Here is a 24,699-nt window from a genome sequence, read left to right on the forward strand (position 1 = left end):
AATGCCGTGCCGAACCAGATAAGCTCCGTTGCGGCGCCGTGAGTTGACGCGATCTCAGTTTGTCGCGCCGCACGGCGCTGTCGCGCTGTCGCACGGGGGATCACGCAGGTGATCGAGGGGGTGCCGCCGTCCCAGGGGGTACCGAGATGCGATGGGTGCGACCCCTTGGTTGGGTTGTCCACTCTTCGATCGCGTTGGTTTGAGGATGCAGATGGAACTTGCCACTCCGCCGTCGGCGGCAGCTCGGGCGCCGGCAGCCTGGTACAGCTGGTGGCTGTTGCCGATCGGCCTCGGCGTCGGCAGCGTCGCCGCCCTGGCCGTCGGCTCCGACCCGGCTCGAATACCCACCGCGATCGCGGGCCTCGCGGCAACCGCGGCCGCCGCCGTGTGCATACGCCTGCTGCTGCGCACGCGACAGGGACTGCGCCGCGCGGCCGACGACGCACGCACCGCCCAGCTCGACCACTCCCAGCAGTGGCAGCAGCACGTCGCCACCCTGGAGCGGCAGTACGAGGACGGGCGCGCCGCCTATGAGGCCCACCAGGCCGACGAGGCCAAGGTGTGGCAGTGGCGTCTCGACCAGCAGCAGGCCCTGGTCGCCCGCCTCGCGGAAGAGTTCCTGCCCGAGGCCATCGACGGCCTGCGCGGCGGCGAGGCGATCGACGACGTCCTGCCGCTCGCCCTGGATCAAGAGACCGAGATCACACCGGAGTTCAGGCTCGAACTGCGCAAGGTCCTGCGAACCGGCCTGATCGCCGTCGAGGAGGAGTTCAACCGCAGCACCTCCGCCGAGCAGGCCGTGATCAGCATCGGCAGCCGGATCCACGTACTCACCGGGAAGATCCGCGGCCGCCTGCACGAGATGCAGGGAGAGCACGGCAGGACTCCGGTCGTCGCCCAGGGCCTGATGGAGCTCGACCAGGCGATCGGCCCCGCCGACTGCCTGGCCGCGAGCATCGGCGTCCTCGGCGGCACGGACCGGCCGGGCCGCCAGTGGCAGGAGCCGCAGCGCCTGCTCAGTGTCGTACGCGGCGGCATCGGCCGCATCAAGGACTTCGACCGCGTGCAACTGCGCCAGCTGCCCGAACTCGGCGTCGACGGCGGTCTGGTGGACCACCTCACGCTGGTCTTCGCCCACCTCCTGGACAACGCGGCACGCTACTCGCCGCCCACCGAGCCGGTCGTCGTGTCCGGCAAGGAAGTGCCCAACGGCGTCGGCATCGAGATCCAGGACGCGGGCAAGGGCCTGACCGAGGAGAAGAAGCAGCAGGCGCTTCAGGCGCTCGAAGGCGTCGCCGCGGGCCCCGGTCTCGGCGGCCTCTCGGAGGACGCACACCTGGGCCTGCGCGTCGTGGGCACCCTCGCCCGCAAGTACGGCATCAGGGTCACCTTCGCCGACTCGCCCTGGCTCGGCACCTCGGTGGTCGTCGTCGTACCGCACAAGTACTTCAGCCCGCTGCCCGCCGTCTCCGTGACGGCACCGGCCCATCCGCAGGAACCCGCCCCGGAAGCGGCCCCGATGGACGAGTCCCTCGTCGTGCCCGAGCACCTGAGCCCGGCCGATTCCGCGGCCCTCGAGGCCACCGGGGACATCACCCCGGGCGGCCTGCCCAGGCGCAGGAGCAAGCGCACCGATTCCCCGAAGGGGGCCGACAAGCCGGACACCATGACGGCCACTCCCGCGCCGCCCGTAGTGCCGCCGGACGCGTCCTTCACCGGCATGGCGGCCTTCGCCACCGCCGGACGAGAGACCGACGAGGCTCGCACCCACGAGGCCCGCACCGAAGAGAGCGACTAGCCACATGACGCAACACGAAACCGACGTGAGCTGGGCGCTCCGCGATCTGACCGAGAGCATCCAGGAGATCCGCTTCGCGCTGGTGGCCTCGAGCGACGGCAAGGCCATCACGTCGTACGGAGCCGACGACCCGGACGACGTGGACCGCTTCGCCGCTGTGGTGGCGGGGCTGCAGGCGCTCGCACAGCCCGTGGCGGACCAGTTCCCCAAGTACGGCGGCCAGTTGCGCCTGGCGATGATCGAGGTCGACGGCGGGCACCTCTTCGTGGTGCGGGCCGGAGTGGAGACGTACCTCGGAGTCCTCGCCAAGGAAGGGCTCGACCAGGGGCTGCTCGGCCATCAGATGAGGGATCTGTCCCGCAGGATGGGTGAGCTCCTCGGCACCACTCCGCGCCAGGAGGAGCAGTCTGGATGAGCGGCCCCCACCGGTCCGGCCCCCCACGGTCCACGAACCCGTCCGGCCTCGAGCGCTACTACGTACTCACCGGCGGACGCAGTGGTCCCGGCGGGCCGGCCGCCGGCCTCGACGTGGCGACCCTCATCGTCTCCCGCTCCGCCCCCGCCCCCGGTATGCAGCACGAGCACGAGGAAATCGTGCGCTGGTGCCGCGATCCGCTGTCGGTGGCCGAGTTGGGCGCCCATCTCGGACTGCCGTTCAACATTCTCGCGGTGCTCGTGGCCGACCTGCTGGAAGCGGGCAAGGTGGACGCCCGTGATCCCATCCCGGCTTCCACACCCGGCCATGGGGCGGACCTCGCGCTCCTTGAGGAGGTACTCAGTGGACTTCAAAGGCTTTGACCGTCCGGACCAGCCGAGAGAAGCGGGCTCACTGCCCGCTGAAAGCCGCTCGGTCAAAGTGATGATCGCCGGAGGCTTCGGCACCGGCAAGACCACCATGGTCCGCTCCGTGAGCGACATCAGACCGCTCACCACCGAGGAGACTCTCACCCAGGCCAGCATCGACGTCGACAACCTCATCGGTGTCGCCGACAAGCACGAGACCACGGTCAGCCTCGACTTCGGACGGATCGGCCTCAACGAACAGCTCGTGCTCTATCTGTTCGGCACGCCCGGCCAGGAACGCTTCTGGTTCCTGTGGAACGGCCTGTTCAAGGGAGCCCTGGGGGCCGTCGTCCTGGTCGACACCCGGCGTCTGGCGTCCAGCTTCCGGGCGATAGAGGAGATGGAGCGGCAGGGCGTGCCCTTCGTCATCGCCCTCAATGTCTTCCCGGACTCCCAGAACCACCCCGTCGAAGAGATACGGGACGCCCTGGACATCCCCGAGCACACACCGGTCGTCGCCTGCGACGCCAGGGACCGGGAGTCGAGCCGCGATGTGCTCATCGCCCTGATCCGCCATCTCAAGGAACGCTCCACCGCCGCCCTGGAGGCCGCCCGATGAACTCCCCGACGCCGGCCTCCGGAGGCTGCCCGGTCCAGCACGGCGGACCGGGCGGGGTCGCCCGCCTGTACGGGGAGGCCGTGGCCGACGACCACCAGGGCAGCTACGAAAGGCTGCGCAAGCAGCACGGCACGGTGGCCCCCGTCCTGCTCGAGGGGGACGTACCCGCCTGGCTGGTCCTCGGCTACCGCGAGAACCGGCGGGTCCTGGAGAACCCCCGCCAGTTCACCCGTGACTCGCGGATCTGGCGGGACTGGAAGGAGGGCCGCGTCGAGAACACATCCCCGCTGATGCAGATGGTCGGCTGGCGTCCCGACTGCGTCTCCCAGGAGGGCGAGGCACACCGGCGCCTGCGCGGGGCGGTCACGGACAATCTGCAGGCCCTGGCGGACCGTGGCATCAAGCGGCACGTCACGCACTTCGCCAACAAGCAGATCGACGCGTTCGCCGACAAGGGGCACGCCGACCTCGTCACCCAGTACGCCGAGTACCTTCCGATGCTCGTACTGACCCGCCTCTTCGGTCTCGCCGAGCGCGAGGGGCGGCAACTCGCCGTCTCCTGCGCCCAGGTCATCAAGGGCGGCGAGGACGCCATCGCGCACAACGACCGCATCATGCAGATCCTGGCCGCGCTGGCCGAGCGCAAGCGTGCCGAGCCGGGCGCCGACTTCACCACCGGGCTCCTGCGCCACCAGGCCGATCTGGACGACGACGAGATCCTCGGCCATCTGCGCCTGGTCCTCATCACCGCCCACACCACCACCAGCAACCTCCTGGCCCGGGTCCTGCAGTCGGTGCTCACACACACCTCGCACATGGCGGGCCTGGTGAGCGGACAGCTGAACATCTCCGCCGTGGTGGAGGAGGTCATGTGGAACACGCCGCCGCTCGCTGTCTGCCCGGGGCGGTTCGCCACGGCCGACCTGGAGCTCGGCGGCCGGCAGATCCAGGCGGGAGACCTGCTCGTCCTCGGTCTCGCCGCGGGCAATCTGGACCCGGAGGTCCGGCCGGACGCCTCGGCGGATCTGCACGGCAACCAGGCCCATCTCGCGTTCAGCGGCGGCTCCCACGAGTGCCCGGGGCAGGGAGTGGGCCAGGCCATCATCGAGACGGCCGTCGACGTCCTGCTGCACCGGCTCTCCGGGCTGCAGGTGTCCGTCGCGCCCGGGGAACTGACCACCACCGCCTCGACGTGGGAGGCGCGCCTCGACCGGCTCCCGGTCGAGTTCGCCGCCCAGGCCGTCGGGGTCTGAGACGCCGTCGGCCGGACCGCGCGGTGCGGTCCGGCCGACTCAGGCTCGTGCCGGACGTTCCCAGGCTCGTGTCAGACGGTCAGCAGGTCGTCGAGCGACCCGCGCCCCTGCTCCTCGGCCACGCCCGCGGGGCTGTCCTTGACCGCCGCGTACCGGCCTGTGACCAGGGCCCATTCGTAGTTGCCGTTGATCCAGTGCTGCGTGGCCTCCACGCCCATCCGTACCTGGTCGCGCTCGTCGTCCGAGAGGCCGAGCTCGTCGCACATCGCGGGAACCTGCGCCTCGAGCAGCAGATAGTCCCGCAGCCGCTCCGTAGTCGTCCTGATCGCCTCGTCGGCGGCCTCCTCCCAGGAGCAGCCGCGTTCGTGGTGCAGCACGGTGATGAGGTTGTGGCCGTCTCCGCGGCGTTTCTCGCGCTCGAAGGAGTGGATGTCGTTCATGAACCCGATGGTGTCCGCGGCGGCGTCCCGCAGCCCGATCATGACCGGATGCGCCTGCACCTGGGCCGGCACCTCGAAACGGCGGCTGCGCTCACCGGCGTCGATGCTGTGATGGATGCCCACGGTGCGCCGCCGGAAGTCCGTGTACGCGTCGACTCCGAGGGCGGTACCCCGCGCGGCCAGGTCGACCTCCTCGGTGTGTGCGACCAGGAACCGTCCCCAGGACGCGGCGAACCGCGTCCGCCAGGCGAGCGACATACCGTCGGCCAGCTGCGCCCACACCTGCGCCCAGGCCACCGTGATCGGGCAGATGACGCGGGGCTCGCTGCCGGCGGGACGCAGCGGCGTGGCGATGAGCTCACGGGCGACCTCCGCGATGCGGTCGGCGCGGTCGGGGCGACCGGTGTCGAACTGGTCGTCGAAGAGGAAGGCCAGGGAGAACCAGTTCATCAGGACGACCATGTCGTCGGCAGAGGCGTGTGGATACGTGCGTATCGCGGCTTGGGGCAGGTCCCAACTCTCGTACTCCTCGAAACCGGCCTTACTTCGGACCAGGCCCATGTCCCTCACCCAGCGCAGGTGCTGCTCGCGCGCGTACTCGAGGTGCTCGCTGACGGGGGTGGTGAAGGGGAGGTCGAACCGGACGTCCTGCGGCATTCACGTCTCCTAGAAATGCGCATAGGGAGCCCCCCCTGCACTCCCCATGCGGGCGCGTGTTCGATTGATCGATCAACTGCGCTAGCAGACTGCCCCTGACGTAAACGATCTATGCTGTGACGCAGATCATCCTGCGTGTCAGAAGTGCTCTGTGGGGCGGGGGTTGCGTCTGGGGGAGGGGTGGGCATGGATGCGGCACCTGGATCACCCGAAGGAGCCACTGAGCCACCGTGACCACCGTTGCGCCGCCCCCCATACCGACCGCGGCGGGTTCGCTCCCGCTGCTCGGCCACGCGATCCCCCTCCTGCGTGACAACCTCGCCTTCATCGCGTCCCTGCGCGCCTACGGGCCGCTGGTCAGGATCCACCTCCAGCCGCAACAGCCGACGATCGTCGTCAACGAACCGGCGCTGATCCGCCAGATGCTGGTGGACCTGGCGCCCGGCCTGGACAAGGGACGCTTCTTCGAGAAGATGGGCCAAGTCCTCGGCGGCGACAGTGTGGTGACCGCCGCGGGTGCGGACCACGTACGCAAGAGGCGCCAGCTCCAGCCGGCCTTCCGGCAAACGGAGATCGCCCGGTATGTCGACCTCATGCGCGACGAGGTGACCCGGACGGTCGCCACCTGGAAGTCCGGCCAGGTCCTCGACGTACGCGAGGCGATGGTCAAGCTGTCCCTCGACATGCTCGCGGCGACGGTCTTCGCCTCCAGCCTCGACGAGCAGGCCTTCCAGCGGCTGCGACGCGACCTCTCCGTGGTCATGAACGGCGTCGGTACGCGCGTCATGCTCCCGGACTGGGTGGAGAAGCTGCCGCTGCCCGCCAACCGGCGCTTCAACGCCTCACGGGCCGCCGTGCGCGCCATCATCGGCAACGCGGTCGACGAACTGCGGGCCTCCGGGCACGACACCGGAGACATGCTCTCCATGCTCCTGAGCGCTCAGGACGAGGAGACCGGCCGGCCGATGACCGGACACCAGATCTGCTCCGAGGTCCTGACCCTCGCCGTCGCCGGCACGGAGACCACGGCGTCCGTCCTGTCCTGGGTCCTGTACGAGCTCGCCCGCAACCCCGAGGTCGACCAGCGCCTCCAGGCCGAGCTCGCCGAGGTGCTCGACGGCCGCCCCGTGGCCTTCGAGGACATCCCCAAGCTCACCTACCTGCGCAACGTCATCACCGAGGCGCTCCGCCTGCACCACACCGGCTGGCTGGTCACCCGCCGCACCCTGGACACGATCCAGCTGGGTGAGTTCGAGATCCCCGCGGGCACGGAACTGGCGTACTGCCAGCACGCGTTGCACCGCGATCCGGACTTCTTCCCGGACCCCTTGCGCTTCGACCCCGACCGCTGGCTGGACGAGAAACAGAAGGCGGCCCTGCCGGACGGGGCGTTCCTGCCCTTCGGTGCGGGCAAACACAAGTGCATCGGCGACCACTTCGCGCTGACCGAGCTGACGACGGCGATCGCGACGATGGCCGGAGCCTGGCGCCTGGCGCCGGTCCCCGACCAGAAGGTACGCCCCGTGGCGCGGGCCACGGTCCGGCCGAGCACGCTCATGATGACGCCGGGGCCGCGGGCCTGACGCGAAGGGCGGGCCACGGAATCAAGCCCGTTCGGCGGTACGCCGGACTGGTCCCGGACGGATTGCGGGTATGCGATCCGACATGCCCCCAGCATCTCGTACACCGGAGCACGACGGCGGCTCCGCGCGGCACGGACAGCGGTTCCCGCGCCTCCATCGCGGCCCGCTGGCCTCGGTTGTCGGCCTTGCCTGGAACCGTGGGCGCGAGATGGAGCTGATGCACCGTGCCATGGGCTTCGCGGCGCTCAGCTTCCTCACCCTCGTGCCCCTCCTGGTCGTGGTCGCCGCGGCCGACCTCGCGAGGGGAGAGGGCTTCGCCCGATGGCTGGTGCAGGGGCTCGGGGTGTCCGAGGTGCCGGAGGCGGACATCGAACGGCTGTTTGGCGTGCCGGGGAAGGCGTTGCAGCGGACCACGGCGCTGGGCCTCGCCGCGCTCGCCGCGTTCGGTGTGACCTTCGGATCCGCCGTACAGACCGGCTACGAACGCGTGTGGGGCTTGCCTCCGGCGCGCTGGCACACGATGTGGAGGCACGTCGTCTGGCTGGCCGTCCTCGTCTTCTTCCTGCTGCTCTTCGTCACCACGCTCGCGCCGAAGGAACCTTCCGGCGTCGGCACCGTCCTGGTCGCCGTGGGCGACACCATCGGAGTGTTCCTCTTCTTCTGGTGGTCGCAGCGCCTGCTCCTCTGCGGCCGGCTCCGCTGGCGGGCCCTGGCCCCCGGGGCCGCCGCGACCGCCTTCGGGCTACTCGGGCTGCGGATCTTCTCGCAGTTCGTCTTCTCGCCGCTGATCGCGTCGAACGCGGCGACGTACGGCCCGTTCGGGACCGTCCTGATCTTGCAGTCCTGGCTGGTGGGGGTGGGCTTCGTCGTCTACGGCGGAGCACTGGTGGGACGCCTCGCTCACGAGCAGCGGCTACGGCGCGGACTGACGGCCGACGAATCGAACTGATCAAGGAAGCGGTTCACCTCCGGTGGGGAGAAGGGGGCGCGGCGGCAGCCGGCCGGTCGACGGCGCCGTGGAGCACCACCGCCGCTTCTGGCGGACGGTGCCTCGATGTCCGGCTCGCCGCCGCGCATGGTCAGTGCCTCAGCGGAAAGCGCCGAGGTTGCGGGCGACCCAGCCGCTGAAGGGGTGCGGGGCGCGGCCCAGGACTTGTTCCACGTCCGGGCTGATCCGCAGTTCGGCCGGGATCGGGGCGGAGATGATGTCCAGGGTGTCGTCGGCGAGTTCCGCCGGTACGAACCGGGTCATCCCGGCCCTGGCCTCGTCGCGGGTGAGTTCGTGGAACCGTACGGGTGAGCCGAGCGCGGCGGCGATCGTCTCCGCCTGCTGACGCGGCGTGATCACCTCCGGCCCGGTCAACTCGTACATCCCGCCGTTGTGCTGGTCGTCCAGCAGGCAGGCCGCCGCGACCTCGGCGATGTCCGCCGGGTCGATGACCGGCACCCCCACGTCCCCGAAGGGTGCGGCGACCGTCCCTTGCGTGCGGACGGATTCCGCCCAGGCCATGGCGTTGGAGGCGAAGCCGCCCGGTCGCAGGACGGCCCAGTCCAGGCCTGACTCCCGCAACGTGTCCTCCACCGCGCGCATCGCGACCCGCGACGGGCCGAGCGGTCTGGTCGCCACGCCCTGCGAAGACAGCAGGACGACCCGGCGGACCCCGCTGGCGGCGGCCAGGCCGATGATGTCGGCCGGCCTGGCTTCGGGGGTGTGCAGGTCGCCGGAGAGCAGGAGGAACAGCGCCTTCGCCCCCTCCAGCGCGGGCCTGAGGCTTGCCGTCTCGGCCAGGTCGGCCGCCACATGCCGGACTCCGTCAGGCACCGCCACCGCGTGCCGCGACACCGCCGTCACCTGCTCGCCCGCTTCGGCCAGGGCCTGCGTCAAAGGCCGGCCCACGTTGCCGGTAGCTCCGGTCACCACAATCATGTTCAGCTCCTAGTCCGTTGTGCACTGCGGAAATTGACGCTAGGAGGCGGGCTTACTTTCCGTAAGAACATACCCAGAGGTAAGCTCCGGACATGAGGGAAGGCGCGCAGCTGACGCAGGGTGGGACGGGCACTCGGTATGAGGTGTTTCACACGGACTGCCCCGCGCGTGATGTGGTCGACCACGTCACCAGCAGGTGGGGTATCTGGGTGCTGATCTCCTTGCGGAGCAACACCCTTCGGTTCTACGAGCTGCGCGACAGCATCCAGGGCATCAGCGAGAAGATGCTCGCACAGACCCTGCGCGCGCTGGTCAAGGACGGCCTGATCTGGCGAGAGGTGGAGCCGACGACGCCGCCCCAGGTCACCTACGGGCTGACCGAGTTCGGTCAGGACGTCGGTGAACCGCTGACGGACTTGTTCGACCGGATCACACAGCGGCTGTCGCCGCGCAGCCCCGAATAGTGCGGTAGCGGCCGGCCTCGAAGTCTCCAGGGCGAGTATCCGAGTATCCGAGTATCGAAAGCGGATCTCTCGGGGCTGGTGTGTGCTCATCTCCGTCTGCTCCTCCTGCACGGTCGTGGTCGTGCCGACCGCTGCCGCGCCCGCGCCGACGAGGACCGCGACGGCCGTCGCCACGCCGACGACCGTGAGCCGCAAGCGCGCGTCGCCGTACGGGCTGCTCCGTGGCGGATGCGGCGGGTGTGGCGGGTAGCCGTGCGCCCATTGCGAGTTCGGCACGGGCGCCCGCAGGGGCGGCCGATGGACCATCCGTCGGCGCCCGACGGGCCGTACTGGAATCTGCGCGGCAACGGCGGGATGCTCTCCACCGCCCGGGACATGTTCCGCTGGCACCGCGCCCTCACCGGCGACAGCATCCTGTCCGCGGCAGCGAAGCGGAAGCTGTTCGCCCCGCGGGTGCGGGTGCCGGAGCTGGACGGGGCCTATGGCTACGACTGGGTCGTCGTCGACTCCGATGACGGCCGGGTCGCCTGGCACGACGGGGGCAACGACTGGTCGCTGGCGACGGTCGCGGAGTTCCGCCGCGACGGGATCATGGTGTTCTGGGTGAGCAATCACGCCTGCCAGAAAGGTCGGTGGAACCTTCAGGACGCTCAGCTGAAGCTGACCCAAGGCGTCGCTGAGCGGGTCTGACGCCCCCGGACAGGCAACGCAAAGCGCTGGTCGGGATCGCTCCCGACCAGCGCATTTGTGGTCAATCTCTGGTGTCCGAGGGGGGACTTGAACCCCCACGCCCGTTAAAGGGCACTAGCACCTCAAGCTAGCGCGTCTGCCATTCCGCCACCCGGACCAGGTGGTCTGTCGCGGTTTCCCGCGGCGACGTGGAAAACCATAGCAAACATTCGGGGCCCTCCGATCACACGGGCCACGTGCGTGAACGGCCTGTGACGGCGGGCGCCCGGCCTTGGGCGTCGGGGGGTCGGCGCGGGAGGATGAAGGGGACCACCAGCAGCGATAGCGGGAGGAACCATCGTGAGCGAGTCGAGCAGGGCCGACAGGGCGGGCAGGACGGACCGGTCGCGGCCCGGCACCGGTGTCACCGGCGAGGACGAGGTCGTCGATCTCTGCCGCGATCTGATCCGCATCGACACCAGCAACTACGGCGATCACTCGGGCCCGGGGGAGCGCAAGGCTGCCGAGTACGTCGCGGAGAAGCTCGCCGAGGTGGGGCTCGAGCCGCAGATCTTCGAATCGCACCCCGGACGGGCCTCCACGGTGGCGCGCATCGAGGGCGAGGACCGCTCCCGGCCCGCGCTGCTCATCCACGGCCACACCGATGTCGTACCGGCGAACGCCCAGGACTGGACGCACCACCCCTTCTCCGGTGAGATCGCGGACGGCTGTGTGTGGGGCCGGGGCGCCGTCGACATGAAGGACATGGACGCGATGACCCTCGCGGTCGTACGCGAGCGGATGCGCACCGGCCGTAAGCCCCCGCGCGACATCGTGCTGTCCTTCATGGCCGACGAGGAGGCGGGCGGCACGTACGGCGCGCGCTATCTCGTCGACAACCACCCGGAACTCTTCGAAGGCGTCACGGAGGCCATCAGCGAGGTCGGCGGCTTCTCCTTCACCGTCAACGAGCAGCTGCGCCTCTACCTCGTCGAGACGGCCCAGAAGGGCATGCACTGGATGAAGCTGACCGTGGACGGCACCGCAGGGCACGGTTCGATGATCCACAAGGACAACGCCATCACCGAACTGTCCGAGGCCGTCGGCCGCCTTGGCCGGCACAAGTTCCCGGTGCGGGTGACCAAGACGCTGCGGCACTTCCTCGACGAGCTCGGTGACGCCCTCGGCACCGAACTCGACCCCGAGAACATGGATGCCACGCTCGCCAAGCTCGGCGGCATCGCCAAGCTCATCGGCGCCTCGCTGCAGAACACGGCCAACCCGACCCAGCTGCAGTCGGGCTACAAGGTCAACGTCATCCCCGGCCAGGCGGTCGCGCACGTCGACGGCCGTTTCCTGCCGGGGTACGAGGACGAGTTCCTCGCAGACCTGGACCGGATCCTCGGCCCGAACGTCAAGCGCACGGACGTGCACGCGGACAAGGCCCTCGAGACCACCTTCGACGGTGCGCTCGTCGACGCCATGCAGACGGCGCTCCAGGCCGAGGACCCGATCGCCCGCGCCGTGCCGTACATGCTCTCCGCGGGCACCGACGCCAAGTCCTTCGACGACCTGGGCATCCGCGGCTTCGGCTTCGCACCGCTGAAGCTCCCGCCGGAGCTGGACTTCGCCGGCATGTTCCACGGTGTGGACGAGCGGGTGCCGGTGGACGGTCTCAAGTTCGGTGTGCGGGTGCTCGACCGGTTCATCGAGGCGTCCTGAACGCCGGTCTGACACTCCAATAATCGTCAGCGCGTACGTACTTGACTGAAAAGAGTGAAAGGGACCATACGCTCGTAGCTCCATTAGCTCCCCCTCGTTACAGGTGGTGCGGTCCGCGGCTGGGATCGCATTGCCAACGAGGAGGAACAATGATCAAGAAGGTCGTCGCTGCTGCGGCTGCCACTGGTGGTCTCGTGCTCGCGTGTGCGGGTATCGCTGCTGCTGACGCCGGTGCTCAGGGTGCCGCCGTGAAGTCCCCCGGTGTGCTCTCGGGCAACGTCGTTCAGGCGCCGGTGCACGTGCCGGTGAACGTCTGTGGCAACACGGTCTCCGTGATCGGGCTGCTGAACCCCGCCTTCGGCAACACCTGCGTCAACACCTGAGACGTTGCTGTGCCTCACCCCATGAGGGTCTGAGTCCGACGGCCCCGGAGTGCGCGCCATGCGCTCCGGGGCCTTCGGGCATTCCACGTACGTGCAGAGAAGCGCGTACGTATTCCTGAACGCCATAAGGCAGGGAAAAACTATGCGACAGGTCACGCGAAAAGGCCTGATCACGGTGGCAGCCGCGACGGGCGTACTCGCCATCAGCGGTGGATACGCGCACGCCGACTCGGGTGCCGCGGGGAGCGCGTCGAATTCGCCGGGCGTGGCGTCCGGCAATTCGGTCCAGCTTCCGGTGCACGTTCCGATCAACGCGTGCGGCAACAGCGTCAACGTCGTCGGGGTGCTCAACCCCGCGGCGGGCAACAGCTGCGCCAACGCCTCCCAGGGGAGTGGCAGCGGCTCGCACAAGCCCTCGGGCGGCGGGGCGTCGGCCGATGGGCACGCCAGCGACTCGCCGGGTGTCGCCTCGGGCAATGACGTACAGATGCCGGTCGACTTGCCGGTGAACGTCTGCGGCAACAGCGTCACCATCGGCGGTCTCGGCAACGCGACCACCGGCAACGAGTGCGCGAACGACTCGGGCCGTGTGACTCCGCCGGGCGGCGAGAAGCCGCCCACGAAGCCGAAGCCGCCGGGTGAGCCGCACCAGCCGGGTGAGCCGCAGCAGCCAGGTGAGCCGCACCAGCCGGGCACTCCGGAGAATCCGGACAAGCCGGGTACGCCGGGTGACAAGTCGCCCGGCGACCGCAGTGTGCCGAACCAGCCGGGGACGCAGACTGTCACGCAGCCCAAGGGCTCGGAGACGCTCGCTCAGACGGGCAACGAGCTGCCGATCGGCATCGTGCTTCCGGTGGGCGCGGGTGCGCTGCTCGCGGGGACGGTGCTGTATCGCAGGGCGCGGGCGGCTGCCTGATCAGGCTGTTTGATTCAGGTGTGTGCTGCCGCTTGATGCGGCGTGGTGAACGGAGCGGGCCCCGTGTGAGCGGGGCCCGCTCCGTTTGTCCCTCTTTGTCGCTTCTCTCAGGTCACCATGTAGCCCGCAGCTGGCGGATGATCCTCCGCTTCAGCCGCACTCTGCGGCTGCCGTCTGTGCGCAGGCTCAGGCGGTCCAACTCCCAGTGTCCGTACTCCGCGTGGTCGGTCAGCAGGCGTGTCGCTTCCTTGCGGGTGACCCCGCGTGGGACATACACGTCGACAAATTCGTATTCCGGCATCGCATCTATTGTGCAAGTACACGCCCGGTACGGATAGCGTCTGCACTATGTCTGATGCTGCGCAGCCCACCGCTGCCGAGGTACGCGCCGCCGCCGAGGCGGTCAAGACCGCGCTCGACCGTCACCTTGCCGCGGTCGAACGCAGGTCGGGGGAGGACGACCCGGCCGTCTACGAGGCGTTCAACGAGCTGGCCGCGGCGGCCGAGGAGTACGACGAGCTCCTCTACGACCGCTATGACGAGGTCACCCCCTTCGAGATCCCCGGCACGGACAGCGATGTGCTGCCGCCGTACCAAGGCCCGGAGGAGGCGAACGCACTCAGCGTGCTGATCCGCAGGGACTACGCCGTGGCGGAGCCGCAGCGGCTGCTTGCCCAGGCTCAGCGGGTCGCGGATCTCGACGCGGACTCTGTGGCGGGCGAGAGTTCCGCCGCCGCGGCCGGCAGCAGTGTGCACGCCGCACTCGGCGTCCTCTTCGGCGAGTTCGAACCGGACGAGATCGCCTCCCGGCACAAGGAATTCGGCCTGGAGGAGGGCGACTCCACGCTCTGGGTCACCGCGGCGGACGAGCCCGCCGAGCCGGGGGAGTGGCTCGACGCCCCCTTCGACCAGGCGGACCCGCACCGGGTCGTGTGCCGGTTCGACGTCAGTGCGGTCTTCGATGACGAGCGGGGTGAGGATGGGCTCGACGTCGAAGCCGATGTCGATGCCGATGGGGTGGCGGTGCTGGAGGAGGTCGACGAGGTGGATGTCGTCGATGCGGACCGGAGGGCGCTGGACGCGGATCGCTGACCGCGGATCGCTGACCGCGGCGGGGTGGGCGCATCGCGTGTCCCTGCCCCCACCCGACGCCTGCGGGGCGAACGGGCGGGGCGGGCAGGCCTGTTCCGTCGGGTGAGGGTGCGGGGTGGTTACGTCGTGGTGGGGACCTGGGGGCGTAGGAGGGTCTGGAGGCGTGTGGTGCGCGGCTTCGCTTGGATTTCTGCCACCGCCTTCGGCAGCGCCTGCTCCGCGCCCTGCACCACCGACAGGTGCCGCTCCGCGCGGCTGAACGCGGTGTAGATCCAGGGCCTCGTCAGCGCCGCGGTCGCGTCGCCCGGCAGGACCGCTACCACCGCGGGCCAGCTCAGGCCCACAGCCTGGTGCGCGGTCAGCGCCCACGCGTGCCGCACGGTCTGTTCCACCTCGTCTTTCGGTACGAGGGTGGGGGTGCCGTCACAATCCAGGTGCAGCCCCTCGGCGTCGGCCCGCAGGACCCGACCGAGTGTCGTGCGCCCCGGCGCCGGGACATGGGCGACTCGGTCGCCCGGGTCGAAACCGCCGAACCGGCCGGGGCCGGGATTCAGCCGCTCCTTGAGCGCCGCGTTCAACGCGCGCGTGCCCGCCGCGCCACCGTGCCCTGGTGTGATGACCTGCGTGTCCTGGGTGGCTACCCCGATCGCCCTCGGCACCGAGTCCGCCACGAGCTGCACCGTGCGGTGCACCGCCTCGCCCGCGTCGCGCACGGGGACGATCACGACCTCCTTGCCCGGCGCCTCGACCTGATTCAGCTCGCCGATGCCGATGCCGGAGACCAGCTCCCCGATGGGCCCGGGGTCCGGGGTGCGCGAGACGACCTGCGGGCAGCAGCGCGCCGAGAGCAGGTCGGCGAAGACCCGTCCGGGGCCCGCCGACCACAGCACTCCCGGGTCGCCGCTCAGAATCAGGCGGGCGCCGTCCGGCAGGGACTCCGCCAGCATCGCGGCGGTCTCCACGTCCAGCTGTGGTGCGTCGAGGACCACCAGGAGGTCGAGGTCGAGCGCTCCGTCCCTGTCACGCCCGGGGCCCTCCGTCCCGGAGAGCAGCCCCGCCAGGGTCACGGCGCCCTCGTCCGAGCCCGTGAGCCCGGCGATGCGCTGCTGCCCCGCGGAGCTGTGCGTGGCCGCCCATGCCCGCAGGCCGAGGCCCGCCGCGGTGGCGACCAGGGCGGCAGGCTCGGCGCGTGCCGCCTCGCCGCCGGTGTGCAGGACGAGGCCGTGTCCTGCCGCGGCGCGGATCAGCTCGGCGGTGGAACCGGGGGCCTCGGCCGCGGCGGACTCCCAGTCGGCTGCCTGCGGGCCCGAACCCTCTTCCTTGGGCAGTGAGTTGATCACCCGGGCGAGGCCGTCGGCGAGGCTCTCCTCGGCGAGGGCGTACCGCTCGAGGCCGACCAGGATGCGGACCGGTTGTTCTGTCTCCTCGCCCTCGTCGTTGTCGTCTTGTGCGGGGGTGGGGGTGGGGGCGGGGGCTCCCGGAGTCTCGATCGCGTCCTGGAAGACCAGGATCTCGCCCTCCGCGATAGCGCCCTGCACCGCCGCGTCCGGGTCCGGCACGGCACGCTGCCCGAGCGCCGCTGTGAGCGTTGCCGCGTCCAGGGCCGTGTGCCCCGCGACCGCTGCCTGCTCCAGGAGCCATACGGTGATCGCGCGCCCCCTGCGCTCGTCATCCGGGCCGCACTCCGCGCCGAGCAGCGCCCGCGCGAACCCGTCGGCCTGTTCCGTGCGCACGCCGCTGACACGCAGCAACTGCCAGGGATCGTCACGCAGTTGAGCGTCGGCGCCCTCGCCGAGCACTGCCGCAGTCCGTGCGGCGAGGGTGGCGGGCGCCCCGCCATCGGCGAGCACGGCACGGACCGCGTCGACGGCCTCCTCGCCAGGCCCCGCGACGGCCGCCACGACCGGCTGCGGTCTGCGCGCGGGCTCGGGCGCGGTCCTGCGCGGCGCGGGATCGGGCTCGCTGAAGGCGCTGGCCACCGGCTGCTCGCCACTCTCCACCGCGCGCACGGCGGCCAGCAGATCGGCGGCCTTGCCGCTGAGCTTGGCCCCGGCGTCTACGGGCCCCTGCTTGGCGGCCTTCCGCTCCGCGATCCGCTCCCGCAGCTCACGCTGGGCCGCGATCTCCGCCTCGGTCTCGGAGAGTTCCTTGCTTTCGGCGGCGGCAGCAGCGTCGGGGTCGGCGGTAGCGGCGTCGGTAGTCGTAGTGGCGGCGTCGGCGGAGCCGTCCGCCTCCTCCGCGGCAGCGGCCTCCGCTTCCTCGGCGGCAGCGGTCTCCGGCTCCGTACTCACAGCGTGCTCCAGTCCTGATCGGGGTAGCGGTGCAGGGGCGCCGACACATCGTCGAGCGCCTGGCAGATCTCGTCAGGAAGACTAAGGGTCTCCACTGACAATGCGGCCGTGAGCTGCTGCGCGTTGCGCGCGCCGACGATCGGAGCGGTCACTCCGGGCCGGTCGCGGACCCAGGCGAGGGCGACTTGGAGCGGGGTGGCCGCGAGGCCGTCCGCCGCGGTGGCGACCGCGTCGACGATGCGGCTCGCGGCGTCGTCCAGATAGGGCGCGACGAACGGCGCGAGATGCTCGGAGCCGCCGCGCGAGTCGGCCGGAGTGGAGTGGCGGTACTTCCCGGTGAGCACGCCGCGGCCGAGCGGCGACGAGGGCAGCAGCCCCACGCCCAGGTCCATCGCCGCGGGCAGCAGCTCGCGCTCGATGCCGCGTTGCACCAGGGAGTACTCCATCTGCGTACTGGCCAGGCGCGTCCGCGTCCCGGGGGCGGACAGCTGCCACGTCGCCGCCTTGGCGAGCTGCCAGCCGGAGAAGTTGGATATGCCCGCATAGCGCGCGCGGCCGCTGCTGACGGCGATGTCCAGGGCCTGGAGCGTCTCGTCGAGCGGTGTGTACGGGTCGAAGGCGTGCAGCTGCCACAGGTCCACGTACTCCGTTCCCAGGCGGGACAGGGAGTCGTCGAGCGCGGCCAGGAGGTGGCCCCGCGAACCGTCGAAGCGCCGGTCGGGGTCGGGCACGCTGCCCGCTTTGGTGGCGATGACCAGGTCACGCCGCGGCACGAGCCGTTCTATGAGCCTGCCGAGCAGGTACTCGGCCTCCCCGTCGCCGTACACATCGGCTGTGTCGACGAGGCTGCCGCCCGCTTCCCAGAACACCTTCAACAGATCGGCGGCGTCGCTCTCGTCGGTGTGTCCCCACGTGAGAGTGCCGAGTCCGATCCGGGACACACGAAGGCCGGTACGGCCGAGATGCCTCTGCTCCATGGGCGCTGAGATTACTGGCCGTGCCCCAGCGGCGTGCGGGCCTGTGGACAAACCTGTGTCTGTGGAGAACCCGGCCACCCTTCCGGGCCGTCGCTGACGGGCCCGGCGGTCACGCGCTACAGTCCCCGGCACAGGGACGTTACTGCTCAGTAAGGGGATTCGGCCATGCAGCTCGGGATCAACCTCGGCTACTGGGGCGCGGGGATGGACGCGGACAACCTCGCCGTCGCCAAGGAGGCCGACAAGCTCGGCTACGCGGTCTGCTGGGCCGCGGAGGCCTACGGCTCGGACGCCGCGACGGTGCTGTCCTGGGTGGCCGCGCAGACCGAACGTATCGACATCGGATCCGCGATCTTCCAGATCCCGGCCAGGCAGCCCGCGATGACCGCGATGACGGCCGCCACCCTCGACTCGCTCTCCGGCGGCCGCTTCCGCCTGGGGCTCGGAGTCTCGGGACCGCAGGTCTCCGAGGGCTGGTACGGCGTCAAGTTCGACAAGCCGCTCGCCCGCACCCGCGAGTACGTCGAGATCGTCCGCAAGGCGATGACGCGCGAGCGCCTGTCGTACGAGGGCGAGCACTGGACGCTCCCGCTGCCCGGCGGGCCTGGCAAGCCCATCAAGCTCACCGTCCACCCGCAGCGTGAGCACATCCCGCTCTACGTCGCCGCGATCGGCCCCAAGAACCTGGAGCAGACCGGCGAGATCGCCGACGGTGCCCTGCTGATCTTCCCCTCGGCCGAGCACCTGGAGGAGACCGCGATCCGCCACCTGCGTGCCGGGCGCGAGAAGGCGGGCAAGACGATGGACGGCTTCGACGTCGTCCCGACGCTGCCGCTCGCGGTGGGCGACGATGTCAGCGCTCTCGCGGACATGTTCCGCCCCTACACCGCCCTCTACGTGGGCGGCATGGGCAGCCGCAAGCAGAACTTCTACAACCAGCTCGCCCAGCGCATGGGCTACGAGAAGGAAGCCGCCGAGATTCAGGACAAGTACCTGTCCGGCGACAAGGAGGGTGCGGCGGCCGCGGTGCCGCGCGAGCTGATCGACTCGACCACGCTGCTCGGTTCCGTGGACCGGATCGCCGAGAGGATGCAGGCCTACGCGGCGGCCGGGGTCACCACGCTCACGCTGGCGCCCGCGGGCTTCACTCTGGAGGAGCGGATCACGGCCCTGCGCGCGGGTACGCAGGCGCTGGAGCGCGCTGGGCTCGCGTAACCCGGGAGTCCGGAGGAGGGAAAGCTCTGCGGCCGTGGTGGGGGCTCGGGGGGTCTCCCCGCCACGGCCGTCACGGGGCACAACGCGTCATGCCACCCCTCGGTTACGGCCCCGTTCGGGGGCAACTGTCCTTCGTTTGGCGGAGCCGCCCGTAGGAGCTGTTGCCGGGTGGTCCGCACGGCATTTGACTCGCCCTTCGCGGAGGTTCACGCGAAGGGCATGGAGGTGCCACTGATGCTGTCGGCCAGGAGTGTCTTCGAGGAGATCCTCGACCACGACGAGTCGTTCAGGCTCCTCTGCTCCATCGCGGCCAGCGGGGAATCCCAGGGCGGCTGGGAGAACGGGCGCATCGCGGAGCTCATCCCCGAGAGCGAGAGTGCCCTCGCCCCAAAGGTGGTGCGGCACGGCGCCGACGAGGACAAGCACGGCCGGATCTTCGACGCGCTGATGCGCAAGCGCGGCCTGGAGCCCGTCGAGGTCCCCCACGAGACCGACTACACGATGCTTCTTGAGAAGTACGGCATCGGCCTCGCACACGAACAGCTGAGAGCCAGTGAACCGCTCACGGTGCGGGACATCGTCACGTATCTCGCGCACAGCAGGGTCACCGAACAGCGTGCGTCGGAGCAGATGCGGCTGCTGCGCAAGTACTTCGCCGACCACCCCGACATCGGCCGCGCGGTCAAGATGATCTCGAACGACGAGGACAATCATCTGGCGTACTGCCACGAGGAGTTGCTGCGGTTCGCCGCCGCGGGGCACGGCCGTTTCATCCAGCGCACCCTGCGCGAGTGCGCGCTCGCGGAGATCCGCGTCTACCGCGACGTCAGCCTCGCCGTGATGGACCACATGGGACGCATCCTGGGGTGGCCGATGGCCAAGGCAGCGGTGCTCGCGGCGGGCATTCACGGTGTCTACGCGTACGAACGGCTGGGCGGCTGGCGGCGGATGGTGTCCCTGAAGACGCCCGAGCGCCACGACGCGCTCGGCGGTCCCGCCACGACGTTCCGGGAGTTCGCCTGACCTCCGCGTGTCCGGCGCTGGGTCTAGGGGCCTTCTGATGGATCTCCGTGGCGTCGCGACGCCCGGCACGCACTCCCCCAAGCTCTCGGCTTCGCTCGAGCAGGGGGTGCCCCCATGACGCACGGTGCGAAGGGACAGGTGGCTCCGCCACATGACCCTTCGCACCGCACTTCCCCAAGCTCTTCGAGCAGGGGGGACCCCCAGCGCACGCACCGAACGCCGCTCCTTCTCCCACGCAGATCCGTCAGAAGGCCCCTAGAGCCAGCCGCGGCGCTTGAACTGCCGGTACAGGAAGAACTCGAGCGCGGCCATCAGCAGGATCACCGCCGGGTAGGACCACACCCAGTGCAGCTCGGGCATGTGGTCGAAGTTCATTCCGTAGACGCCCGCGATCATCGTGGGGACCGCGGCCATGGCGGCCCACGCCGAGATCTTCCGCATGTCGTCGTTCTGCCGCACGCTCATCTGCGCCAGGTGCGCGGAGAGGATGTCGGACACCAGCCGGTCGAGGCTGTCCACCCAGTCGTTCACGCGCGTCAGATGGTCGCTGACGTCCCGGAAGAACGGCTGTGACGTGTCCTTCACGAAGGGCACGTCGGGTGCGAAGGGGCCCGCTCCGGAGAGGCGCATCAGGGGCATCGCCAACGGTCCCGTCGACCGGCGGAACTCGACGATCTGGCGCTTGAACGTGTAGATCCGGGACGCCGTGTTGCGTGAGCCCCCGCCGTCGGGCGAGAAGACCTCCGCCTCCAGCTCCTCCAGGTCCGTCTGCAGCTCGCCCGCGACGTCCAGGTAGTGGTCGACCGTGGCGTCGGCGATCGCGTACAGGACGGATGTCGGGCCGTGCTTGAGCATCTCGGGCTCCGCCTCCAGCCGATGGCGTACGACACCGAGAGGTGAGCCCTCGCCGTGCCGGACCGTCACCACGAAGGCGTCGCCGATGAAGACCATGACCTCGCCGGACGAGACGGCGTCGCTGTCCGGCTCGTACACGACCGGCTTCAGGACCACGAACAGCGAGTCGTCGAACACCTCGAGCTTGGGCCGCTGATGCGCCTTCAAGGCGTCCTCCACCGCCAGCGGATGCAGCCCGAACTCCCTACTGACCTCGTCGAACTCCGACTCCGTCGGTTCGTGGAGGCCCACCCAGACGAACGCGTCACCCGCGGCACGCGCCTCGTCGAGGGCGTCGGAGAAGTCCGCCTGGCACTCGGTCCGGCGGCCGCCCCGGTACATCGCGCAGTCCACGATCACGGAGCGCATTCTTCCGAACCTCTGCTCGGGGCGCACCCCCGCGTCGGCTTAGGCTGGCCCGTATGCCCACGCTGATCCTCGTCCGGCACGGACGATCCACCGCCAACACCGCGGGCCTGCTCGCCGGGTGGACCCCCGGCGTGGCCCTGGACGAGCGCGGCGCCGTACAGGCCGCCGCGCTCCCCGGACGCCTCGCGGACCTGCCGCTCGCCGAAGTCGTCACGAGCCCGCTCCAGCGCTGCCAGGAGACCCTCGCGCCGCTGCTCGCCGCGCGGCCTGGCCTTCGCGTGCACACCGACGACCGCATCGGGGAGTGCGACTACGGAGACTGGTCGGGCCGCAAGCTCGCCGAGCTGTCCGGAGACCCGCTGATGGAGGTCGTACAGGCGCATCCGTCCGCAGCCGCCTTCCCCGGCGGTGAGTCCATGCGGGCGATGCAGACACGGGCGGCAGAGGCGGTACGCGAGTGGAACGCGCGAGTGGAACGCGACCACGGCCCGGACGCCGTGTACCTGATGTGCTCGCACGGCGACATCATCAAGTCCCTTGTCGCGGACGCCATCGGGCTGCACCTGGACCTCTTCCAGCGCATCTCCGTAGAGCCCTGTTCCGTCACCGCCATCCGCTTCACGCGCCTGCGGCCCTTCCTCGTACGCCTCGGGGACACCGGCGACTTCGGGTCCCTCGCGCCCCGTGAGGAGCCGTCCGGTGGCGACGCGGCGGTGGGCGGCGACGCGGGAGCACCGTGATCGTCGCCCGCAGTAGGGTGCAATCGTCGCGTCGGACAGACGCAAATGATCAATCGCAGTCGATCCCAATGGAGACAGGACGTGTCGCGTCAGGTGTTCCTCTACGACCCGCCGGAACGCTTCGTGGCCGGAACGGTCGGACTCCCCGGACGGCGTACCTTCTTCCTCCAGGCGTCCGCCGGTGTCCGGGTGACCAGCGTGGCCCTGGAGAAGACCCAGGTGGCCGCGCTCGCCGAACGTATGGAAGAGCTGCTCGACGAGGTCGTACGCCGTAGTGGCGGCAACGCCCCCGTGCCCGCCGTCGCGGCCCCCGACGTCAGTGACAGCGCGCCCCTCGACTCACCCGTCGAGGAGGAGTTCCGCGTCGGCACGATGGCGCTCGCCTGGGACGGCGACGAGGAGCGGATGGTCGTCGAGGCGCAGGCTCTGGTCGAGCTGGACGCCGAGTCCGACGAGGATCTCGCCGAAGCCGAGGAAAGGCTTCTGCAGGACGAGGAGAACGGTCCGCCGATGCTGCGGGTCCTGCTCACCGGGGCGCAGGCGCGGGCCTTCGCCAGGCGGGCTCTGGACGTCGTGAACGCGGGGCGCCCGCCGTGTCCGCTGTGCAGCCTCCCGCTCGATCCGGAAGGACATGTATGCCCGCGGCAGAACGGATACAGGCGGGGCGCGTGAGTTCCACCGGCGTGGACGCCGTCTCCGATGTCATGGAGCTGCTCACCCGGGGTGAGCTGACCGTGCGCGGGCGGATTCGTGAGGCCTCGAACGCGGTGCTCTACTGCTCCGTCTCCTACGAGGGGCGTGCGGCGGCCTGTGTCTACAAGCCCGTCGCCGGGGAGCGGCCCCTGTGGGATTTCCCCGACGGGACGCTGGCGCAGCGGGAGGTGGCCGCGTACGAGGTCTCCGAGGCGCTCGGGTGGGGCCTGGTCCCGCCGACCGTGCTGCGGGACGGGCCGCATGGCGAGGGCATGTGCCAGCTGTGGATCGGGGGCGGGCCGGAGCCGGGGTCGGGGTCTGAGGGCGGCGAGGAGCTCCTCGCGCTGGTCGAGGGCGCGGAGCCCGGCGAGGGCTGGAAGGCGATCGGGTTCGCCGATGTGGGGGAGGGGCGGACCGCGCTCCTCGTGCACGCGGACGATGAGCGGCTTCGACGACTCTCCGTCCTTGACGCGGTGATCAACAACGCGGACCGCAAGGGTGGGCATCTGCTGACCGACGACGGTCGACTGTATGGAATCGACCACGGCGTTACCTTCAACGCCGAGGACAAGCTGCGGACGCTGTTGTGGGGGTGGGCGGGGGAGTCGCTGACCGCCGAGGCGGTCGGGGTTCTGGAAGCCCTGCGGGACGGGCTTGTGCGGGGGGCGCCGCTGGCCCTTCGGCTGGGGAAGCTGATTACTGGGGCCGAGGTCGATGCGCTGCGCGCGCGGGTCGAGGCTTTGCTGTCCTCCGGAAAGCATCCCGTGCCCAGCGGGGACTGGCCGGCCATTCCGTGGCCGCCGGTTTAGGGGGCCCTGTGCCTTGGCGGTGCTTGCCGCCTTGCGTATCTGCTCCCGGCAGGAGGCGCCCACGCCCGCAGAAGGTGACCCCGCCCGGATAAACCTTGATCCCCGCTCGTATACGGACGCTCCGTCCGGTTAGGCTCGTGTCATGCATGCCTGGCCCGCTTCTGAGGTCCCCGCCCTTCCTGGCAAGGGCCGCGACCTCCGGATCCACGACACCGCGACCGATGGTCTAGTGACCCTTGACCCCGGTCCCGTCGCCCGTATCTACGTCTGCGGTATCACTCCGTACGACGCGACCCACATCGGTCACGCGGCGACCTACAACGCGTTCGACCTCGTGCAGCGCGTGTGGCTCGACAACAAGCGGCAGGTTCATTACGTCCAGAACGTGACCGACGTGGACGACCCGCTCCTGGAACGTGCCATCCGCGACGGCAAGGACTGGGTGGAGCTCGCCGAGGGCGAGACCGCCCTGTTCCGCGAGGACATGACCGCCCTGCGACTGCTCCCGCCGCAGCACTACATCGGAGCCGTCGAGGCGATACCCGGCATCGTGCCGCTCGTCGAACGCCTCCGGGACATGGGCGCCGCCTATGACCTCGAGGGCGATGTGTACTTCTCCGTCGAGTCCGACGCCCACTTCGGTGAGGTGTCCGGTCTCGACGCCGACGCGATGAAGCTGCTCTCCGCCGAGCGCGGCGGCGACCCGGAGCGTCCGGGCAAGAAGAACCCGCTCGACCCGATGCTGTGGATGGCCGCCCGCGAGGGCGAGCCGAGCTGGGACGGGGCCTCTCTCGGTCGTGGCCGCCCCGGCTGGCACATCGAGTGTGTGGCCATCGCCCTGGACCACCTGGGGATGGGCTTCGACGTGCAGGGCGGCGGATCGGATCTCGCCTTCCCGCACCACGAGATGGGCGCCTCGCACGCTCAGGCCCTCACCGGCGAGCACCCGTTCGCCAAGGCGTACGTACACGCCGGGATGGTCGCCCTGGACGGCGCGAAGATGTCCAAGTCCAAGGGCAACCTCGTCTTCGTCTCGAAGCTGCGGCGGGACGGGACCGACCCGGCCGCCATCCGCCTCGCGCTCCTCTCGCACCACTACCGTGCGGACTGGGAGTGGACGGACGCCGTCCTGACTGAGGCAGTGGAGCGTCTCGCACGGTGGCGTGCCGCCGTCTCGCGTCCCGACGGACCCGCGGCCGACGTCCTCGTGGAGGAGATCCGCGAAGCCCTGGCCAACGACCTGGACGCACCGGCCGCGCTCGCCGCGGTCGATGCCTGGGCCGCACGCCAGGACGCCGAAGGCGGCACGGACGAGGGCGCCCCCGGCGTCGTATCGCGTGCCGTCGACGCGTTGCTCGGCGTCGCCCTGTAGCCACCGGTTC

The 24,699-nt window shown here is 70.2% G+C and carries 25 protein-coding genes and 1 tRNA gene; 19 read left to right on the forward strand and 7 right to left on the reverse strand.

Annotation, left to right across the window (positions count from 1 at the left end; genetic code table 11):
- Positions 1 to 211 precede the first annotated feature (211 nt).
- The 5 genes from ACGFSB_RS11915 to ACGFSB_RS11935 are packed head-to-tail and all read left to right on the forward strand — an operon-like array spanning position 212 to position 4,453.
- Positions 212 to 1,798, forward strand: coding sequence for an ATP-binding protein (locus ACGFSB_RS11915; RefSeq protein ID WP_393397385.1), 1,587 nt, complete (start codon positions 212 to 214; stop codon positions 1,796 to 1,798).
- A 4-nt stretch (positions 1,799 to 1,802) separates the two neighbouring features.
- Positions 1,803 to 2,213 (forward strand): roadblock/LC7 domain-containing protein, encoded by a 411-nt coding sequence (locus ACGFSB_RS11920; RefSeq protein ID WP_393397388.1) that lies wholly within the window; start codon positions 1,803 to 1,805, stop codon positions 2,211 to 2,213.
- The gene (locus ACGFSB_RS11925) at positions 2,210 to 2,596 is read left to right on the forward strand and encodes a DUF742 domain-containing protein (RefSeq protein ID WP_393397391.1); all 387 of its coding nucleotides are present in this window, start codon (positions 2,210 to 2,212) and stop codon (positions 2,594 to 2,596) included. The genes ACGFSB_RS11920 and ACGFSB_RS11925 overlap by 4 nt, the downstream gene beginning before the upstream one ends.
- The gene (locus ACGFSB_RS11930) at positions 2,577 to 3,200 is read left to right on the forward strand and encodes an ATP/GTP-binding protein (protein WP_393397394.1); all 624 of its coding nucleotides are present in this window, start codon (positions 2,577 to 2,579) and stop codon (positions 3,198 to 3,200) included. The genes ACGFSB_RS11925 and ACGFSB_RS11930 overlap by 20 nt, the downstream gene beginning before the upstream one ends.
- Positions 3,197 to 4,453 carry a cytochrome P450 gene (locus ACGFSB_RS11935; RefSeq protein ID WP_393397397.1) on the forward strand — a complete coding sequence of 419 codons (1,257 nt, stop codon included), beginning with the start codon at positions 3,197 to 3,199 and terminating at the stop codon, positions 4,451 to 4,453. The genes ACGFSB_RS11930 and ACGFSB_RS11935 overlap by 4 nt, the downstream gene beginning before the upstream one ends.
- 71 nt (positions 4,454 to 4,524) lie before the next feature.
- Here the strand turns inward: ACGFSB_RS11935 and ACGFSB_RS11940 are convergent, their stop codons facing one another.
- Positions 4,525 to 5,550, reverse strand: coding sequence for a 7-epi-alpha-eudesmol synthase (locus ACGFSB_RS11940; protein WP_393397400.1), 1,026 nt, complete (start codon positions 5,548 to 5,550; stop codon positions 4,525 to 4,527).
- Between the two features lie 230 nt (positions 5,551 to 5,780).
- On the opposite strand from ACGFSB_RS11940, the gene ACGFSB_RS11945 reads away from it, so the two are divergent.
- Together ACGFSB_RS11945 and ACGFSB_RS11950 are read left to right on the forward strand one after the other, a co-directional pair.
- The gene (locus tag ACGFSB_RS11945) at positions 5,781 to 7,133 is read left to right on the forward strand and encodes a cytochrome P450 (protein ID WP_393397403.1); all 1,353 of its coding nucleotides are present in this window, start codon (positions 5,781 to 5,783) and stop codon (positions 7,131 to 7,133) included.
- Positions 7,134 to 7,215: 82 nt separating this feature from the next.
- Positions 7,216 to 8,082, forward strand: coding sequence for a YhjD/YihY/BrkB family envelope integrity protein (locus ACGFSB_RS11950; RefSeq protein WP_393397406.1), 867 nt, complete (start codon positions 7,216 to 7,218; stop codon positions 8,080 to 8,082).
- A gap of 138 nt (positions 8,083 to 8,220) precedes the next feature.
- Here the strand turns inward: ACGFSB_RS11950 and ACGFSB_RS11955 are convergent, their stop codons facing one another.
- Positions 8,221 to 9,060, reverse strand: coding sequence for an SDR family oxidoreductase (locus tag ACGFSB_RS11955; RefSeq protein ID WP_393397409.1), 840 nt, complete (start codon positions 9,058 to 9,060; stop codon positions 8,221 to 8,223).
- Positions 9,061 to 9,152: 92 nt separating this feature from the next.
- Here ACGFSB_RS11955 and ACGFSB_RS11960 point away from each other — a divergent pair, with 92 nt between their 5' ends.
- Both ACGFSB_RS11960 and ACGFSB_RS11965 read left to right on the forward strand, forming a co-directional pair.
- Entirely contained in the window at positions 9,153 to 9,524 is a 372-nt protein-coding gene (locus tag ACGFSB_RS11960) for a winged helix-turn-helix transcriptional regulator (protein WP_393397412.1), read from the forward strand.
- A 78-nt stretch (positions 9,525 to 9,602) separates the two neighbouring features.
- Positions 9,603 to 10,214 (forward strand): serine hydrolase, encoded by a 612-nt coding sequence (locus ACGFSB_RS11965; RefSeq protein WP_393397415.1) that lies wholly within the window; start codon positions 9,603 to 9,605, stop codon positions 10,212 to 10,214.
- 69 nt (positions 10,215 to 10,283) lie between these two features.
- Here ACGFSB_RS11965 and ACGFSB_RS11970 read toward each other — a convergent pair.
- Positions 10,284 to 10,371, reverse strand: a tRNA-Leu gene (locus tag ACGFSB_RS11970).
- Positions 10,372 to 10,553: 182 nt separating this feature from the next.
- On the opposite strand from ACGFSB_RS11970, the gene ACGFSB_RS11975 reads away from it, so the two are divergent.
- The 3 genes from ACGFSB_RS11975 to ACGFSB_RS11985 all read left to right on the forward strand — a co-directional run bounded on the left by ACGFSB_RS11975 (position 10,554) and on the right by ACGFSB_RS11985 (position 13,214).
- Positions 10,554 to 11,915: a M20/M25/M40 family metallo-hydrolase gene (locus ACGFSB_RS11975; RefSeq protein ID WP_393397418.1), complete on the forward strand. Its 1,362-nt coding sequence runs from the start codon at positions 10,554 to 10,556 to the stop codon at positions 11,913 to 11,915.
- Between the two features lie 149 nt (positions 11,916 to 12,064).
- On the forward strand, positions 12,065 to 12,298 hold the full coding sequence (gene chpH, locus ACGFSB_RS11980; protein WP_393397421.1) for a chaplin ChpH: 234 nt from the start codon (positions 12,065 to 12,067) through the stop codon (positions 12,296 to 12,298).
- Between the two features lie 142 nt (positions 12,299 to 12,440).
- Positions 12,441 to 13,214, forward strand: a complete 774-nt coding sequence (locus ACGFSB_RS11985; RefSeq protein WP_393397424.1) for a chaplin — start codon at positions 12,441 to 12,443, stop codon at positions 13,212 to 13,214.
- Between the two features lie 112 nt (positions 13,215 to 13,326).
- On the opposite strand, the gene ACGFSB_RS11990 is transcribed toward ACGFSB_RS11985, so the two are convergent.
- On the reverse strand, positions 13,327 to 13,515 hold the full coding sequence (locus ACGFSB_RS11990) for a DUF5703 family protein (protein WP_363210842.1): 189 nt from the start codon (positions 13,513 to 13,515) through the stop codon (positions 13,327 to 13,329).
- Positions 13,516 to 13,562: 47 nt separating this feature from the next.
- Between ACGFSB_RS11990 and ACGFSB_RS11995 the strand changes: the two genes are divergently transcribed.
- Positions 13,563 to 14,306: a hypothetical protein gene (locus ACGFSB_RS11995; protein WP_393397427.1), complete on the forward strand. Its 744-nt coding sequence runs from the start codon at positions 13,563 to 13,565 to the stop codon at positions 14,304 to 14,306.
- 119 nt (positions 14,307 to 14,425) lie between these two features.
- Here ACGFSB_RS11995 and ACGFSB_RS12000 read toward each other — a convergent pair whose 3' ends face one another.
- Both ACGFSB_RS12000 and ACGFSB_RS12005 read right to left on the reverse strand, forming a co-directional pair.
- Positions 14,426 to 16,597: an ATP-binding domain-containing protein gene (locus ACGFSB_RS12000; protein ID WP_393397430.1), complete on the reverse strand. Its 2,172-nt coding sequence runs from the start codon at positions 16,595 to 16,597 to the stop codon at positions 14,426 to 14,428.
- Positions 16,594 to 17,574 (reverse strand): aldo/keto reductase, encoded by a 981-nt coding sequence (locus ACGFSB_RS12005; protein ID WP_393397433.1) that lies wholly within the window; start codon positions 17,572 to 17,574, stop codon positions 16,594 to 16,596. Before ACGFSB_RS12005 ends, ACGFSB_RS12000 begins: the two co-directional genes overlap by 4 nt.
- A gap of 165 nt (positions 17,575 to 17,739) precedes the next feature.
- On the opposite strand from ACGFSB_RS12005, the gene ACGFSB_RS12010 reads away from it, so the two are divergent.
- Together ACGFSB_RS12010 and ACGFSB_RS12015 are read left to right on the forward strand one after the other, a co-directional pair.
- Positions 17,740 to 18,789 (forward strand): LLM class F420-dependent oxidoreductase, encoded by a 1,050-nt coding sequence (locus ACGFSB_RS12010; RefSeq protein ID WP_393397436.1) that lies wholly within the window; start codon positions 17,740 to 17,742, stop codon positions 18,787 to 18,789.
- 234 nt (positions 18,790 to 19,023) lie between these two features.
- Positions 19,024 to 19,812 (forward strand): ferritin-like domain-containing protein, encoded by a 789-nt coding sequence (locus ACGFSB_RS12015; RefSeq protein WP_393397439.1) that lies wholly within the window; start codon positions 19,024 to 19,026, stop codon positions 19,810 to 19,812.
- Positions 19,813 to 20,067: 255 nt separating this feature from the next.
- Here ACGFSB_RS12015 and corA read toward each other — a convergent pair whose 3' ends face one another.
- Positions 20,068 to 21,075, reverse strand: coding sequence for a magnesium/cobalt transporter CorA (gene corA, locus ACGFSB_RS12020; RefSeq protein ID WP_393397442.1), 1,008 nt, complete (start codon positions 21,073 to 21,075; stop codon positions 20,068 to 20,070).
- Between the two features lie 53 nt (positions 21,076 to 21,128).
- Here corA and ACGFSB_RS12025 point away from each other — a divergent pair, with 53 nt between their 5' ends.
- From ACGFSB_RS12025 to mshC, 4 genes are all read left to right on the forward strand, one after another.
- Entirely contained in the window at positions 21,129 to 21,815 is a 687-nt protein-coding gene (locus ACGFSB_RS12025; protein ID WP_393397445.1) for a histidine phosphatase family protein, read from the forward strand.
- An 81-nt stretch (positions 21,816 to 21,896) separates the two neighbouring features.
- Complete coding sequence (locus tag ACGFSB_RS12030) at positions 21,897 to 22,487, forward strand: DUF3090 domain-containing protein (RefSeq protein WP_393397448.1); 591 nt, start codon at positions 21,897 to 21,899, stop codon at positions 22,485 to 22,487.
- A complete protein-coding gene (locus ACGFSB_RS12035; protein WP_393397451.1) occupies positions 22,451 to 23,317 on the forward strand; it encodes an SCO1664 family protein in 867 nt (288 codons plus the stop codon). Before ACGFSB_RS12030 ends, ACGFSB_RS12035 begins: the two co-directional genes overlap by 37 nt.
- Positions 23,318 to 23,459: 142 nt before the next feature.
- Positions 23,460 to 24,689, forward strand: coding sequence for a cysteine--1-D-myo-inosityl 2-amino-2-deoxy-alpha-D-glucopyranoside ligase (gene mshC / locus ACGFSB_RS12040; protein WP_393397454.1), 1,230 nt, complete (start codon positions 23,460 to 23,462; stop codon positions 24,687 to 24,689).
- Positions 24,690 to 24,699 lie beyond the last annotated feature (10 nt).

Origin of the sequence: Streptomyces sp. NPDC048441 (assembly GCF_043200235.1) — a bacterium.
Classification (GTDB): Bacteria; Actinomycetota; Actinomycetes; order Streptomycetales; family Streptomycetaceae; genus Streptomyces.

Bases quoted from the DNA above. Each gene is read 5' to 3' on its own strand.
- ACGFSB_RS11915 (WP_393397385.1), top strand. From the start codon at position 212: ATGGAACTTGCCACTCCGCCGTCGGCGGCAGCTCGGGCGCCGGCAGCC.
- ACGFSB_RS11920 (WP_393397388.1), top strand. From the start codon at position 1,803: ATGACGCAACACGAAACCGACGTGAGCTGGGCGCTCCGCGATCTGACC.
- ACGFSB_RS11925 (WP_393397391.1), top strand. From the start codon at position 2,210: ATGAGCGGCCCCCACCGGTCCGGCCCCCCACGGTCCACGAACCCGTCC.
- ACGFSB_RS11935 (WP_393397397.1), top strand. From the start codon at position 3,197: ATGAACTCCCCGACGCCGGCCTCCGGAGGCTGCCCGGTCCAGCACGGC.
- ACGFSB_RS11940 (WP_393397400.1), bottom strand. From the start codon at position 5,550: ATGCCGCAGGACGTCCGGTTCGACCTCCCCTTCACCACCCCCGTCAGC.
- ACGFSB_RS11950 (WP_393397406.1), top strand. From the start codon at position 7,216: ATGCCCCCAGCATCTCGTACACCGGAGCACGACGGCGGCTCCGCGCGG.
- ACGFSB_RS11955 (WP_393397409.1), bottom strand. From the start codon at position 9,060: ATGATTGTGGTGACCGGAGCTACCGGCAACGTGGGCCGGCCTTTGACG.
- ACGFSB_RS11960 (WP_393397412.1), top strand. From the start codon at position 9,153: ATGAGGGAAGGCGCGCAGCTGACGCAGGGTGGGACGGGCACTCGGTAT.
- chpH (WP_393397421.1), top strand. From the start codon at position 12,065: ATGATCAAGAAGGTCGTCGCTGCTGCGGCTGCCACTGGTGGTCTCGTG.
- ACGFSB_RS11985 (WP_393397424.1), top strand. From the start codon at position 12,441: ATGCGACAGGTCACGCGAAAAGGCCTGATCACGGTGGCAGCCGCGACG.
- ACGFSB_RS11990 (WP_363210842.1), bottom strand. From the start codon at position 13,515: ATGCCGGAATACGAATTTGTCGACGTGTATGTCCCACGCGGGGTCACC.
- ACGFSB_RS11995 (WP_393397427.1), top strand. From the start codon at position 13,563: ATGTCTGATGCTGCGCAGCCCACCGCTGCCGAGGTACGCGCCGCCGCC.
- ACGFSB_RS12005 (WP_393397433.1), bottom strand. From the start codon at position 17,574: ATGGAGCAGAGGCATCTCGGCCGTACCGGCCTTCGTGTGTCCCGGATC.
- ACGFSB_RS12010 (WP_393397436.1), top strand. From the start codon at position 17,740: ATGCAGCTCGGGATCAACCTCGGCTACTGGGGCGCGGGGATGGACGCG.
- ACGFSB_RS12015 (WP_393397439.1), top strand. From the start codon at position 19,024: ATGCTGTCGGCCAGGAGTGTCTTCGAGGAGATCCTCGACCACGACGAG.
- corA (WP_393397442.1), bottom strand. From the start codon at position 21,075: ATGCGCTCCGTGATCGTGGACTGCGCGATGTACCGGGGCGGCCGCCGG.
- ACGFSB_RS12025 (WP_393397445.1), top strand. From the start codon at position 21,129: ATGCCCACGCTGATCCTCGTCCGGCACGGACGATCCACCGCCAACACC.
- ACGFSB_RS12035 (WP_393397451.1), top strand. From the start codon at position 22,451: ATGCCCGCGGCAGAACGGATACAGGCGGGGCGCGTGAGTTCCACCGGC.
- mshC (WP_393397454.1), top strand. From the start codon at position 23,460: ATGCATGCCTGGCCCGCTTCTGAGGTCCCCGCCCTTCCTGGCAAGGGC.